The organism is Novosphingobium umbonatum (genome assembly GCF_004005905.1).
GTDB lineage: Bacteria > Pseudomonadota > Alphaproteobacteria > Sphingomonadales > Sphingomonadaceae > Novosphingobium > Novosphingobium umbonatum.
In genome coordinates this window covers 1-14588 of sequence record NZ_SACO01000026.1, presented here as the reverse complement: position 1 = coordinate 14588, position 14588 = coordinate 1, and the positions used below count along the sequence as shown (strand labels likewise).

At 55.7% G+C, this 14588-nt stretch carries 13 protein-coding genes; 9 read left to right on the top strand and 4 right to left on the bottom strand.

From position 1 onward, the window contains the following. Positions 1-3030, bottom strand: a 3030-nt coding sequence (locus EOE18_RS17805; protein WP_164852815.1) for a MobA/MobL family protein, incomplete at its 3' end; no start/stop codon positions are given. A gap of 629 nt (positions 3031-3659) precedes the next feature. Here EOE18_RS17805 and EOE18_RS17800 point away from each other — a divergent pair. The 5 genes from EOE18_RS17800 (at position 3660) to EOE18_RS17780 (ending at position 8634) form a co-directional block, all read left to right on the top strand. Next, positions 3660-4301, top strand: coding sequence for a hypothetical protein (locus tag EOE18_RS17800; protein WP_127712046.1), 642 nt, complete (start codon positions 3660-3662; stop codon positions 4299-4301). A gap of 5 nt (positions 4302-4306) precedes the next feature. Then, positions 4307-4600 (top strand): hypothetical protein, encoded by a 294-nt coding sequence (locus EOE18_RS17795; RefSeq protein WP_127712044.1) that lies wholly within the window; start codon positions 4307-4309, stop codon positions 4598-4600. Positions 4601-4625: 25 nt separating this feature from the next. Further along, entirely contained in the window at positions 4626-6413 is a 1788-nt protein-coding gene (locus EOE18_RS17790) for a hypothetical protein (RefSeq protein WP_127712042.1), read from the top strand. A gap of 273 nt (positions 6414-6686) precedes the next feature. Then, the gene (locus EOE18_RS17785) at positions 6687-6959 is read left to right on the top strand and encodes an IS110 family transposase (RefSeq protein ID WP_127712040.1); all 273 of its coding nucleotides are present in this window, start codon (positions 6687-6689) and stop codon (positions 6957-6959) included. 226 nt (positions 6960-7185) lie between these two features. After that, positions 7186-8634: an IS1182 family transposase gene (locus tag EOE18_RS17780; protein ID WP_127712038.1), complete on the top strand. Its 1449-nt coding sequence runs from the start codon at positions 7186-7188 to the stop codon at positions 8632-8634. A 302-nt stretch (positions 8635-8936) separates the two neighbouring features. Here the strand turns inward: EOE18_RS17780 and EOE18_RS17775 are convergent, their stop codons facing one another. Beyond that, entirely contained in the window at positions 8937-9545 is a 609-nt protein-coding gene (locus tag EOE18_RS17775) for a hypothetical protein (RefSeq protein WP_127709343.1), read from the bottom strand. A gap of 141 nt (positions 9546-9686) precedes the next feature. On the opposite strand from EOE18_RS17775, the gene EOE18_RS17770 reads away from it, so the two are divergent. Both EOE18_RS17770 and EOE18_RS17765 read left to right on the top strand, forming a co-directional pair. Then, entirely contained in the window at positions 9687-10169 is a 483-nt protein-coding gene (locus tag EOE18_RS17770) for a hypothetical protein (protein WP_127712036.1), read from the top strand. A gap of 176 nt (positions 10170-10345) precedes the next feature. After that, complete coding sequence (locus tag EOE18_RS17765; RefSeq protein WP_127712034.1) at positions 10346-10960, top strand: hypothetical protein; 615 nt, start codon at positions 10346-10348, stop codon at positions 10958-10960. 147 nt (positions 10961-11107) lie between these two features. Here EOE18_RS17765 and EOE18_RS17760 read toward each other — a convergent pair whose 3' ends face one another. Continuing rightward, on the bottom strand, positions 11108-11710 hold the full coding sequence (locus tag EOE18_RS17760) for an SOS response-associated peptidase (RefSeq protein ID WP_127712032.1): 603 nt from the start codon (positions 11708-11710) through the stop codon (positions 11108-11110). Positions 11711-11787: 77 nt separating this feature from the next. On the opposite strand from EOE18_RS17760, the gene EOE18_RS18965 reads away from it, so the two are divergent. Next, complete coding sequence (locus tag EOE18_RS18965) at positions 11788-11919, top strand: DUF6771 family protein (protein WP_281278051.1); 132 nt, start codon at positions 11788-11790, stop codon at positions 11917-11919. Between the two features lie 554 nt (positions 11920-12473). Here the strand turns inward: EOE18_RS18965 and EOE18_RS17755 are convergent. Beyond that, positions 12474-13343, bottom strand: a complete 870-nt coding sequence (locus EOE18_RS17755; protein ID WP_127712030.1) for an abortive infection family protein — start codon at positions 13341-13343, stop codon at positions 12474-12476. Positions 13344-13731: 388 nt separating this feature from the next. Here EOE18_RS17755 and EOE18_RS17750 point away from each other — a divergent pair, with 388 nt between their 5' ends. Continuing rightward, positions 13732-14535 carry a bacteriophage abortive infection AbiH family protein gene (locus EOE18_RS17750; protein WP_127712028.1) on the top strand — a complete coding sequence of 268 codons (804 nt, stop codon included), beginning with the start codon at positions 13732-13734 and terminating at the stop codon, positions 14533-14535. The last annotated feature ends 53 nt before the right edge of the window (positions 14536-14588 follow it).

The window sequence follows — 14588 nt, the reverse complement described above, 5'->3', positions numbered from 1 at the left end:
GAGGAACCCGGACTGGCCCGGTGCATAATGGAATTGATCAGGCTGCTCTTCCAGATGCGCCATGAACACAGACAAATCAGCCTGCTGCGGCTCGTACAGCTGCTTAAGCCACATCTGAACACCTGCGTCCTTAAAGAATTGATCATCCAGCCCCATGTCCGCTGCCGCTTGAGGATCAAGGCCCAATTGCCCATCGCGAGAGAAGATAAAGCTCCCGGCCTCTAGGATCCTGTACACAGCGCTAACGACAAAGGCCGAATTATCATACAAATCTGGCGCAGATGGCTGGGTGGCCACCTGCGGCCTGCCAGAACCCTCCGCCGCAGGCGTCTGATCCCATTCGGCCGTCGTCTTGATTTTGACCGTGGCGGCGGGAACGCGCTTCGCCTGATCGGCGGCCAACCCGGCGCGACTATCAGGCGCCATGCCCGGCTTTGCCGGATTGGTGTCAGCCAACGGCGCGTTTTGCGCGCCCGGCGGGACCAGCCTTTGGCCAGCATGCTGCTGCCGCTGCCGATTGGCGGCCTCAAGTCGCGCCTTCAGCTGCGCATTGCCTTCGATATAGTTGGCCAAAATACCCTGGAATTCCGGCGTATCGCAGCGGGCAAATGCCTGGCGCACGGGCGCTGGCGCCTCGGGGAGGAACCCGGACTGGCCCGGTGCATAATGGAATTGATCAGGCTGCTCTTCCAGATGCCCCATGAACACAGACACATCGGCCTGCTGCGGCTCGTACAGCTGCTTAAGCCACATCTGAACACCTGCGTCCTTAAAGAATTGATCATCCAGCCCCATGTCCGCTGCCGCTTGAGGATCAAGGCCCAATTGCCCATCGCGAGAGAAGATAAAGCTCCTCGTCTCTTCAATCTTCTTCAGCGCGCCCACGACAAAGCCGGGCTGGGCGACAGGCTGTGGTTGTGGCTGTGGCTGTGGCTGTGGCTGTGGCGGAGGCGGAGGCGGAGGCGACTGCATGACCTCCTGCCTGGCTGGAGGATCAACCTTTGCGGCCATCGCCTGCGCCTTTGCAGCAGCTTGAGCCTGTTGCAAACTGAGGGCCAGCGCCTGGGTGGTTTTCAAATCGTCGGCGGCCTTGTCCCGCGCCGCGCGCTCCTGCAGCGCCTGCATGATCTCGTCCGAGAAAATCCCGGCGTCGATAACAGTGGATCGCTCAACCTCGTTCAAGCTCGACAGGTCCACCGTCAGCGTGCCTCCGGAAAAACGGTATGGACGGGAGGCAGCCTTGTCGAGGATCCGACAGGCCTCCTCGATCAGCCTTTGTTCACGGGCCTGTTCCGCTGCCAGCCGCTCGGCTTCCAGCTTGAACTGGCGCTGACGCTCGGCTGCAGCCGCGATCGCCTTGGCCTCGTCGGCAAGACAATCCTCCTCATGGCGGCGACGGAATGCGATAAACATCGCCTGACGATCGACCGATCGGATGAGGGCTTGTTGTGCCGCCGTCATACCGGACAGATCCGGGACCAGCTGTCTGTTCTCCATGCGATAGGGCCGCGGCATGACGGTCGCCACCAATGCTTCGGCCTTGGCAAGGCGCTGCTGCTCTACCCGGGCCTGATGATGGGCAAAGGATCGCTGGACGCCTTTCAGGTAGATTTTGACATTATTCAGGGAACGGCGCTGTTCGTTCACGCTCGCCAATTGCTGGGCCAAAGCTTGCGCCCTTACCGCAATCGATCCAGCGATGGCGCTCGGCAAAGTCGCATGCCGCGCCTTCTTTTGCGCGAGCAGCCAGGTGGAACGCGCCAGGATTGTTTCGACTTGCTGCCGCTCGATCACCGCCGCCTTGGTTTTGGAGGACCCGATGGCCGCCGCCCGCTGCGCTACAGCCTCCACGCGATGGCGCATTTTCTGAATGGCCGCCTTACTGGCGACGAGCTGATACTGTTGCTGCAAGCATGCCGTAAGCCGGGCAAGAAGATCCACTTCGGCCTGCCGCTTGTCTGTCTCGATGCCCAATTCATTGGCAACAACAATGGCCTCGTTGCGTTCAATCACCGCCACCGGCTCGCCTCGCTCGAAAGCCGCCATGGCATGAGGGCCGACATGCTCTTGCCTGACTGCATTAATACCACGATCACGGTAGGACTGGTGTGTATATCTGGCGGCGATACCTGCGTGATGACAGGCAAGGTTTAAATGCGCAGCCGCTTGGGCGCGCATGCGAAACAGGCCGGCAGGATCTGTCAGGCCGTTGACCTTCTCCTCGCTGATCAGCCATTCGCCAGCATCGATCCTTTCACAAGGCCGCGTGGAGAAACAGATATGGGCATGGAAGTTGCGCGAATCCCCGCCTTCATCCGGCTTATGGACGGCAGCCACATAAGGCAGACCGCTCTTGCCAAAAGTACGCTCGGCAAAATGTTGGACCGCGTGATGCCTTTGCGCAGGGGTGAGCCCTGCCGGTAGGTTCATGACGATGCGATATTGCATGATCGCATTGGCGCGATATCCGGTTTCCACCGCCTCGAGCGCCCGCCAGCAATTGGCGATCTCGGCGGCGTTCTCGCCCATGTTGGAAATGACACCCAATTCGCCGTCCTGAAGGGCATCTTCCCGCAGGATATAAAGGGCGTGATCGGCTGTCAGTCCGGCCCGCCATTTTTTAGATTTCAAGCCGATATAGCGGATGCGAAAATAGATGGCGGTGCGACCGCGCCGATCGATAATCGGTGCCTTATACGCACGCCGGGCCCGGCGCTGTTTTGCCGGCTGCGGGCTTGCAGATGGTTTGGGTTTGGTGGGCATCTTGATCGAGCCAGGTTTGATCCGGACCCGAAGGGTCCTACCCCAGGCGGATCGCGAATTGTTGAATTCGCGCTCGATGGCCTTGGTCGCCATTTCGTTGGCTTTTGCCGTCATCATAGAAAGTTGCCGACGAAGTTTGGCAATGCGCTCACGCGCGCCAGCCATTGTGCGTTCGGCCGCCTGCAAACGGCGCCCGGTGCGATTTCCCCCCATCAACATGGCAAATGCGGCAGCATCGGCTTTTGCCCAAATACCCGTCTCGCTCATGACCTGCACGGTGCCTTTGCCTTTCATCAACCAGGGAGAGGGGGGGCGAAAGAGCGGGACGCGACGTTGACAGTGGTCAACATTTCTTTCGCATCCCCCCCTCTCCTAAATCCCTCACCCCATCCTTTCTGAATGAATATTAGCTGGCAGAGTGCGTGTTGGAGACGGGAGGGTTAGTGCACTTGCGACACGGCAGGCTTCATGGGACCTACAAACGCCTATGTGTGGCGCGGAAAAACAGATTCCACGTAGTCCGCGATTGCAAGCTGGGGCTGAACGTCGGTGAAAACGGGCAGCCCCAGCTTGCACCTATAAATGTGGCGGCTCGACTTTGAGCTATGCCACCGACACGGTCATAGCCCATGCTGCCGAGGCAAGACCTTCTTCCAGCGCTACGAACGTAGTTCGACTATCCTCAGCCTCAATCTGCCGCTTGAAGACTTGACGCAGGCACGTGCTTGCAAGCGGCTGACGGGTACACCGCTGGACTGGTAACGTAACCAACCCAATTTTAAGCTGCCGCGATGGCTAGCCTATGCTTGGTTGGCCACAAAAAGCGACTAACCCTCCCCAATCTCATCCGTGCCCTCCCTGATATGCAGATGATCCATCAAATCAGGAGACAATCGATGGATAACGATGCTGACGACATCCGCAAAATGCGCGCGATAAAAAAGGCCCAACAACTAACCGCGATTGCTGCAGAAAAGTTAGCCAAAGCGAAACGCGAGGCGCGCATGGCTCGCGCACAACTTAAGCAATCTACAGCCCGCGCACCGGCGTGGCATGCCCATCGGTTGTCCGCACACGACCGAGAAATAGGCTACAATGGGGAAATGAGCGAAGCGCGCTATTACCTGCGATCCATGCAGCCACGTCAATACTATTATATGCTGAAAGAATACGCGCCTGAGAATCCCTCGTGCTCTATCGCCGAACTCGAGCTCATTGCTGTAAAAGATAACCTGACCAGCTGGACCGAACAAGGCAAAATGGCGCTTTATGAAAAAGCGCGTCGTGCTTACGAGGAGGAATGCAAGTCGTTCGAGCGCTGGGCAGCAGAGAACCCCGATAAGAAGACCTGGCGGGACAAGCCAGCGAGCAAGCTCCAATGGATGCTGATCCTCCGCACCGTGGACGCACTGGAACTTAACCAGACTCCCAGTCGTCTCACCCGGGGTGAAGCCCATGACTGGCTGAAGATCAACGGGGCTAATGTTCGGTTCGAACCTGAACTTCACAGCCCTGCCAACGATGCTAGCGAAAGCTAAAAGCAGTGGGCGGCAAGTACCTCGAAATCGAAGGTATGACGCTGCACTTTTCGTCGATGGATGATCTCCAAGTCGCCATCGACGAAAAGTGCTTCCAGCTCGTAAAAATCGAGACAGAACGTCTTGCGCACGCCTCGGATGATATTGCCGTGTGGCGTGAAATTGCGGCCCATGCGGCAATTCTGAATAATCTTTGCCGTCTCATGGAAAGCTGGATCGATGAACAAACTACCCAGAGAAATAAGGAAATAGAAATTTTGCGTGCAGATATTGCCCGGCTCGGCATCGCTGGATTGTAAAAATTACGCCGAAAATGGAATAATTATGACCATCTTGAATGATATAAAAATTGTAGAGCAGCGATGGACAGCTTTGGCGTCTTCTCTATCAAAGCGCAATGAAATGCTTCCGAACATTCTACGAAGTGGCTGGGACGTTCATGCGAGATTGGACAAAAAATTCGACCGCTTTGGCATAGCGCGCCAGTCTCATTTAGCTATTACCTATGGCGCAGACGTGACCGAATTTGAAATGAAACCAGTTCTGTCCATGAACATGGACGCGCAGCAACTTGAAGCCGGCATTTGGCGCCAGCTGAATATCTATCCTGACGACGAGAGCGACAAAATCCTTGAAGAAATGGGCCACTCGTCAACGCCTGGAGGAAAAGATCCTTTCGCGCGCTCAACTGGAGCCCTTGCACAGCGCTCAGAGTTCCTGATTGCAGTCACTGGGCACAGCCCGCGTGACATCGCAGAGTTTCTCTTTGTGCTAAAAGAAAACGACCCTGCAACAGCTCAGAAGCTTTTGGGTAAGGAGCTGAAAAATGTCCTGATGCAGAACCCGAGCCTACTTGAATTAGATTGGCCAAATTCCGTCAAGAACAGGTGGACGGCAACAAATCAGAACAATGCACTCCGCCCCATTTACGCTATTGCCCTTTTCGCAGAAATTGCTCGACTTGGACAAAACATTGGAGCTCATGCCCTATTAGCATTCGACGCACGTGGAAAAGAATTGACCATAAAAGAATATCGTGAGACCATCGGTACACTTGCCACTGATAAAGCAGAACACTTTGCCATACGCCGAATGACCCAAATGGCCATTTTGAGCGCTTCCGCCCTGCTTCCCACGGCAACAGTTCTGAAATCGGCTGATCGACGCAAATGCAGCGCCTGGAGCAGAAGCGCGGCGGCGTTAACCACTATCGTTCTGGCACAAGCCGGAAATGACGCGTTTGAGTTATTCAACGCCCCACCCGACTTGCGCACGGCAAAGTTCATTGGCAATGGAATCTGCGCCAACCCAAGGTATTGGAAAGAATACCATAAAAATGATGGCCAAATACCTATGCATCATAAAAAAGGCTCCCCAGCTACATTCCACGGTATGACTTGGCGGCAGCACGCAATGGCAGGCCTGATCATGTTGGCCAAAGAGGCAAGGGCTTGGAATGCTGCTGACCCGGAGCGGAAATATCGACTCGGGGCGATCAACGGAAAAGTACAAAGCGCCATGGCTGCCATGATGTATTGTTGGATCGAAGCCAGTCACCCAGCCGCATTCAAAACCGCGATAAAACCTGTAATAAAAGGCCAGCGAGGAGATCAAGCACCGGCAGGAGATACACTCTTCAAAAAAATTGTTGAATTATCGCACGGCTCTACTTTTGGTGAAAACATTTACAAAAAAACCGCGTCACTATTGAAAAAATCACCAACCCCAGGAAAAGTTGGCTATACATCTTGGTATCACGCCCACCTATGGCTTGATGATGAAGGGGACGATATTAAACACTACAGACAGTTGCAGAAAAATGCGATAAAGCGGCACAAGCGGATGCTTGGGATTGGCAACCGTTTATTGCACAAAGGCTACAAGGGAGCCCCGCTCCCTGAGTGGTTCTCAATGAAGCAAGATGCCCAGATCGCCCCCCAGGTGATCCGGAAGCGCCTGCGAGAGAGTTTGAAAATGACCAACAGCGTTTATGCTGCCAGGGTGGTCCAGGATTGCGCCATGATGATGATGCCTCCGGCAACCGAACCCATTTACGTCGTCAACAACGCACCAAGACGCTGGACGGAGACAAGCATGCGGACTGATGATTGATAGGGTTTCGCCGAAAAGGCTCGGGCACATAATGTACCAATCGGCAGAGCGAAAAGAGGCACCAAGCCACGCTCAAACCAACAAAGCTGTGCCCCATGATCCCGCGCAAATCCGTGCCCTTCAGGGCCGTTGGTGCCGTCGTCGGCACTGTTGGTCGTTCACCGTCGCCGCGCGGTAACCGAATGACTGAGTGTGGGACACCGCGTAATTGATTTAGTCACCCTCGTACATGGTACGAAGTCGCCTTGGCGCTTCAATGCAGGAGGGTGACCGATGGCGATTTATGCAGGATTGGACGTGAGTGACAAGACGACGCATATGTGCGTGGTCGATGCTGACGGCAAGGTATTGCGACGCGATGTCGTCGCAAGTGATCCCGACGTCTTGGCCAAATGGCTCAACAGGCATTGCACCGAGCTGGCGCGCGTGGTGCTGGAGACAGGCACGATGTCGACATTCCTGTATCATGGGCTGTTCGAGCGTGGCGTCGCTGTAGAATGCATCTGTGCGCGGCACGCGAAAGGCGTTGGTCGAGCGATGCTTTAGTTCCCGGTGTTCGCCTAAATAAACGTCGGCCCGAAATCATCTCAGCCAGTATGCGCGCTTCGTCGCGCCGCAACTCCTTGCGCAAAACCGTGCTTCATTTGAGGGACGGCAGGTTGTGTTGGATGCAGACATCGAAGTTGATGTTGATGAACGTCGTAATCTGGTCGAGGCTGTGTAAAAACGCCATTCTATGGTATTGTTACTCGGTTATTCGGGAGGTTTCGCGATGGGCCGTTTCGTCGAGGAACAGGATCGTAGGCAAGACTTTTTGCTGCCAGCGTCACTGGATGATTATGTCGCGGACGACAATCCGGTACGGGTTGTCGAGGCATTCATCGACGAACTGGACCTATTGGCAGTTGGCCTCGCCGGAGCGACCCCGGCACAGACCGGGCGGCCCGCGTACCACCCTTCGACGATGCTCAAGCTTTACCTCTACGGCTATCTAAACAAGATCCAGTCGAGCCGACGACTGGAGCGCGAGGCGCAGCGCAATATCGAACTGATGTGGCTGACCGGTCGATTGGCACCGGACTTCAAGACGATCGCCAATTTTCGGCGGGATAATGGCGATGCTATTCGGGCTGTCTGCAGCCAGTTTGTGGTTCTCTGCCGACAGCTGAGCCTGTTCGGACAGGCGACTGTCGCGATCGACGGCAGCAAGTTCAAAGCGGTAAACAACCGGGACCGCAACTACACGGCGCACAAAGCTGCCAAACGGATCGAGCAGGTTGAGGCCAGCATCGACCGGTATCTGGCGGCACTCGACCGTGCCGATCGCGAAGCCAGCGACGTTCCGCAAGCGCGGGTCGAACAGATCCGCGAGAAGATCGCAGGCTTGCGCGGTCGGGCCTGTCAGATGCGGTTCCTGAAGGAAATGGCCGCACAGGTTGAGGCTTCGCCTGATCATCAAGTATCCCTGACCGATCCGGATGCCAGGTCCATGAACAGCAGCGGGCGCGGCACTGGCATTGTAGGCTACAACCTGCAGGCAGCGGTGGATTCCGAACACCACCTCATTGTCGCGCACGAAGTGGTGAACGAGGGCAATGATCGGGCGCAACTCGCGCCGATGGGCCGGCAAGCGCAAGCGGCCATCGGCGCGCCCGAAATCACCGTCCTGGCCGATCGCGGCTATATGAACGGCGAGCAGGTGCTGGAATGCGAAGGCACCGGCATTCTCCCCTGCGTGCCCAGGACCGACACCTCCGGCAAAGCTCAGCGCGGCCTCTTCACCAAGGCTGACTTCGTGTATGACGCCAACCACGACCATTACACCTGCCCGGCAGGGGAGCATCTGACCAAGGCGCGGGCACGCTCGGACCATCACGGCGATATCGACCATTACCGCAACCTGAGAGCCTGCCTGAGCTGCGTTCTGCGGCCGCGCTGTACCACTGAATACGTGAAGCGCGTCAAACGATGGAAGCATGAGGCCGTCATCGACGCCATGCAAAGGCGGCTCGACTTGTTACCCAATGCCATGGGCATCCGGCGACGAACCGTCGAACACGTGTTCGGCACGCTCAAATCCTGGATGGGCAGTACCCACTTTCTGACCAAGACACTCAAAAACGTCAGGACCGAGATGAGTTTGTGCGTGCTGGCCTACAACATGAAGCGGATGATCCAGATGATGGGCGTCCAGCCACTCATTGCAGTGATCCGGACCTGATCGCGGCCCGCGTCTTCAGCAAAATCATGCACAGCCTGCTATCGCGCTAAAATCTACCATCTTCACCTTGGCGCGTTTTTACACAGCCTCGGTCGCGTGCTGCCGCCTCTGCGTAGCGTGGGGATCGCCCTCAATCCTGACGTTCAAAGGCCCAGGCAGCGGCGTCGGAACCGGTCGTATGTTCACCACCATCGCAGTGCAGGGGGATGCCGGGGCTTGGGACTTTGCGGACATTCAGGACGCCCTTGCCGAACGGCAGCATGGGCTGCGAGTTGAGCGGGACGCGAAAACAGTTCGGATTTTCAGTCGAGCCAGAAAAATGGTCGTGGCTCTGCAGCTTTCCGATTGCCTATGTCGCGTTTAATCGCCGCGATCGTCTTTTCATTCGTGAGGCACTTGATCGCCTCTTGCAAAAGCGTGGGATCATCCGGCCCGACCATGGCAATGGCGTTCCTTATGTTTCTCGTTTGTCGCCACGCAAGCGCAGGCTCCGTCGCTTTCACCAAAGCGTGGAAAACAGGCTCCCACAGGTCCCGGTCAAATGGCTTGGCCGCCTGGAAGAGCATCAGCAATGCCTCCGAACGTCCGCCCATGTTCTCGATGTTATTCGCCGCTTCGGTGTATCGCGTTAGGAGCCTTTTTGCCGGGGTAGGGTTTCCCAGCTCTAAATACGCGCGTATTGGCCATGCCGACACTGCGACGCGCTTGTACCAGTCAACTTGCGAGTCTGACGCTTTGATCGCTTCGCGTAGAAGTTGTTCATAGTCGTCATTCGGCCAGTATCGCGCAATATAGGCCAGTGCTTGGCAGTTAAACCACGGATCTTCAATTGCACGAGCAATCGATAATGCCTTCTTTGGGTCGCTCACTACGAGGTTGATCGCGAGCTGTCGTTGGCCTGTTGGAGTCATGGACATTGAAGTCTTATCGCACGGCAAAGGCTAACGTCCGCTAACCACCAAGTTTCGACGGCACGGCTCTGAACTGAGCGATTCAATATGCAAACCGCCATAATGATTTATTCAATCCGCGATGCATGATAGTCGGTCACAATGGATGACAAAACTGCTTCGGTTCATTTTCGTGAGGGTAGGTGGCTTCCAGTTTTTGCGCTGGTCAACCTCGCCTTTGCGGCCGCCGTTATATCATTTGCAGGAATGCTCTTTATCGCGTTTAAGCCAATCATTGGCGCGATCATATTTTTGCCTATAATCGCAGGCTTCGTTTGGACGCTTTATATTTTTTCGATAAGGCTGATAAAGCCAAATGATTTGACTATTTATGTATCTGGAATTGAAGTTCGGAGATTTGGTCAATCATCTTTTCATAAATGGGGGAGTCTTGATGGCCCGTATTCGGTTTACGTCGTGAAAAATCCTCCCCTTATAAAATATAATTTTGTCGGCAAAAAGGGGAGAATATTAATTAGTCCATCTGATTTTAATTTGGATATACTCGTCCTCATGGGAATGCTGATAGAGGCTCAAGCTGGCAAGGTTATGACCGCCGCAGAATGGCAGACGGAAAATAGCTAAGGACATTTGCTCTCACATCCCGTCGCTCAACGTACCAAGGGCAATGTCTTAACTTGCTCGCCAGTTGCTCTGCCAGCGCAAATCGCAACGTCCGCTTCCCACCAAATTTCGCCGACAAGCGCCTTTCCGGACACGGTGCTATTGCTGACGTTCGTCAATCCGTGCAAAGCCCCCTCATGAACTGGAAATGGTCCGCTCTGCCACTGTGCTTTGCCCTTGGTCTTGTGACGATCCATAGGCTAAAGTCGACTTCGGAATATCAAGTCGATGGACGGCATTTTCAAATACCAAGGGATCGGATTTTTAACGCACGCATCCCGTGGCTGCCAGCACCGTCTCAATCATCTTTCACCTACATTTTGGATTTCGCGGCCGATCCCAATTTAATTCCCCCACACAGAATTCTTGTTCAATCACGCCACGATGTCTGCGGCAGGGGGCAGGCACAGATGATAACAGTTGCCTGCGGCGATGAAGTAGCGGCAATTTCCTCATTTTTGAATTTTCGAAAGTCTTACCCGATTCCGAATTATCCAATGGAATGGGATTATTACGCTTCGGCACCTGCGACAGCCAGCCGTTCGGAATCGGATGGAATACAGGTTGCCTCCTGCTCACCTATCTCGCCCAACCCAGCACGTGCCAAGGGAACTGCGATTTGTACGACGGTTTGGAATGTCGATGGCTTGGTGCTTACACTTGGCTTTGAGGAGCACGAGCTTCCCGAAATTGGTGCAATGCGGAATAGGGCGGCTGCAATGTTGTTGTCTTGGAAAGTCCGCTCCCCCTAACTTTTCCGCCGCAGCGACCGTTACCCGGGAGGTCCCATAACCGTCCTTTGTTCAGAGGGCGAGGCGGCTGGAATGACCGGTGTTAGCGTAGGCCGACATTCCCGGCACTTCATCAGAACGTCATAAACTGGTCGACTATCGCCATTGTTAGCCACCTCCCCCCCATCGATCCTGCGTCCGCTCCACATTCAGAGGCCCTTCCCATGTGTGGCACAGTACAAAGGCTTCGTCGGGCGAGCCTTCTAGCCATTGCGCCCAATCCTCGCGCCGCAGGATGGTGGGCATGCGATCATGCACTTCGGCCATCTGCTCAGAACTGGGCACCATCACCATGGTATAGCATTTGCCCCAGACGTCGGTCGGTCGCCACAGCCCCGCCACGGCAAACGGCTCTCCGCCCTCCGGTGCATACCATGTTCGGGTCATGCGCCCTTCATCGCCTTCCGGCTCGGCCCACTGCGTAACGGGGATCAGGCAGCGCCGCTTTTCAAAGCTGCCTTTCCAGAAGGCCGTGTGCAGCTTGTCATCCCGCGCGTTCGTCACGGGCTTGGGTTTCAACTGCTGCCCCTTCTTGCCTTTCAGCACCACAGGAAAGCCCCAAGTCATCACACGCAGATCGATCCCGTTGGAAACCACGCCGGGATAGCCTGGATACATTTCTTCGGGCGCGTTGGTGCCGTGAGGCAAGGCCTTGCCGAACTGTTGCGCCATTTCAGCTGTGCCGGTGCGCAGGCGATAAAGGTTGCACATCACCCGATTGTGCTGCGCGCGCCGTCAGAGTCAAGCCGCCTCTTGCGCAAATGTTCTTTATATGTTCCATTTGGCACATGGAACGAATCGCACCCACTATCATCGCCAAAGCCATACTGGCCGCGCCGGGCTGGGCTCGCATTGGCATCTCCGCCGCGTCCGAATTCCTGCGTGAAGACGCGGCAGAGGAACTGGCGCGCTCCCTCTAATCCTCGATCAGATCGAACAGCAACCCGCCACGGCAGAGGATACGCAAATAGGGCTGGCGCTGTGACGTGGCCCGCTGGTCTGCCGATGGATTGCAGGTTGCCACCCATCTGTTCGAAGCCGCCGCGTGGCATCAGGCGTTAAAGCCTGTCTGCGCCTGCGGGCACAGCGCATCTTTCGATCCGCATGGCCTGTGGTGGCATTTCGAACGACGCGGCTGGGAAATGCAGATTTATGCCATACGCAAACGCTTTTGGTGCCTGATGTGTCTGTCAGAAACGCGCAAGCGGCGAAACCCGCAACGGATTGATTTGGTGCCTTCGAGCAATGTCGATATCCGGTTACCCATGCCGCCGGAAAGGGTGTGGAAACGGGAAAGTCGGCGGATGCGATGAAGCGCAGAACGCCGCCATTGCTGACGTTCGCGGGCTCTAACCGGGCCGTTAGAACCGGTCGTTTGTTCAGGTGTCCAAAGGAACCCTTGTTAGCGACAAGCTAGCGATCTGATGATCCTAGACCACAGGTTACTTGAGGGCGCGATGGGCGGCGTGTGCAGTTATGTTGAGGCATCTTTGCTGGTGGCGCTGCTGGCTCGCGCCTTCTGGTAGTCTCGACTTTCGACAAGGAAGTCGCAAAAAGCGAGGGCGGCGTTAACGGTAAGCTTAGCGTGGTGTCGTGCCGGATTGAACCGGCGGGCGTGACGGTCACTTCTTTTGTTGGCCATTTCGTAAAGCCCGCCGATCAAGGTCTGGAGGCCACCGACAATGGGCTTTAGTGGCTCCTCGATCTTAGCGGGATCAAGGTTCAACGATTGCTGTAATGTCTTGTAGAGCGCCCTGATGTCACCCTCGTTCTCTTTGAAGGCTGTAGCCGTTTCCGCGAGCAAGAGCTTCAAAAGGTGTTCAACCAAAGTGTACGCATTAGTGATCGCGCCGGAATAATCGCCGGACTCGATCTTCTGGTTCACTTTGCGCACCTGCTCCTGGATGGCCTCGTGACTGATAGCGGCCAGGCTCGATGAAGCTAGGACAAGCTGCCTGAGCGGACAAACTTCAAATCGCGGATTGATCCTGACTTCCTTGTCCCCCTCCATCCAGCCATAGTCATCGGCGAGGACAAGCCGAAAGCCGTCACGCGCCAAGAACTGATTAAACTGATAGGCCGCATCCTCCGCGTTGAAACCTTCGTTACCAATGAAATCGAAGGCGGCGGAGACGATCCCTTTCATGGTATCGGTACCGTTGAACTTATCCAGCTTCTCGCGCACGTAGGCGGGCCGCGCCGGAAAGCCTTGGCCGTAAAGGTCGCCTTCCCCGAAGTCGTTGAAGAAATTCACGAGCTGATGGCCCTTGCGATAGGGGCTGGCTTGCCCATCGCCCGTGATGATGTCGTTCAAGTGCTCAAGGGTCTTGGTCGATAATTTCATTTCGGCATGGCCTCCTCGATTAGGTCCAGAGAGTTGCCGTGGCTTATAAGTAATCGGCACTGACGTCCGCAATCGGGCTGGGCCCACGGGCCACCGTAAGCGTCCGACCTTATGTGTGGGCGAAGACAACCGTTGCCAAAATTTGCACCGGTCTGCCGCTCATGCGTGCAAATCGGCTTTTCGAAACCTTCGTTCGTTCATATATCCCTAGCAAGGAGCCCTACAGACCAGAAATAGGACTTTACGACAGTCTGTTTCGTAGCGGCGTGACCGCGATTGCAGACAGTGCGCGGCGCCAGAAAACCGCCGCCAGTTGCCTTTACCCCCGGCATTTTCCTACTGAATTGATGCCTAAGATCGCCTAACAAGGAGATGGGGATTGGGGCACATGACACACAAACTCTTCATAATCGGCAACGGGTTCGATCTTCATCATGGGATTCCGTCGCGCTACAGCGACTTCGGCGCCTATGTCAAAACTGCCGATCCAGAGGTTGCCCGGCTCATCAATGACTATCTGTTCGTCGATGAGAATTTTTGGAACTGCTTCGAGGAGCGTCTGGCGACCTTCGATTCCAATCTAATAATCGATCATGCCGAGCAGTTTCTTATGCCCTACAGCGTGGAGGACTGGAGCGACTCCTATCATCACGATTTCGAATATGAGATCGGAAAGATCGTCCGCGGCTTGTCGAACACTATGCGGAGCCGGTTCGCCGAATGGATCAGGATGCTGCCGATCCCGGTGTCAGGGGCCGCGCCCACCGTCCATTGCATCGACCTGGCCGCGACCTTCCTGACGTTCAACTACACGCCCACGCTGCAACAACTATACGGCGTTTCCGACGACCAAGTGCTCCATATTCATGGGCGCGCGGCAGATCCGGACTCCGCGATCATGCTGGGACATGGCTGGGAACGCCGGACTGAAGAGATGATGACGCCCACGATCGACGAAAATACCGACACCCGCGTCGCGGGAGGCTATCACCTGATCGACGGATATTTCGCGGATACTTTCAAGCCCACCGCGCAAATCCTTGCACAGAACCGCGCCTGGTTTAATCGTCTAGTCAGCGTGTCGGACGTTTGGGTGCTCGGTCATTCGCTGGCGGACGTCTGGACTTGTAACGGCTTTGTGCCGGTCACCTATCTCACTATGCCACCTTGGCCTCGAATGCGAGGGGGCTGATGCCGCCCAGATATGAATGGCGCCTACGTGGGTTGTAGAAGCCGTTGATGTAC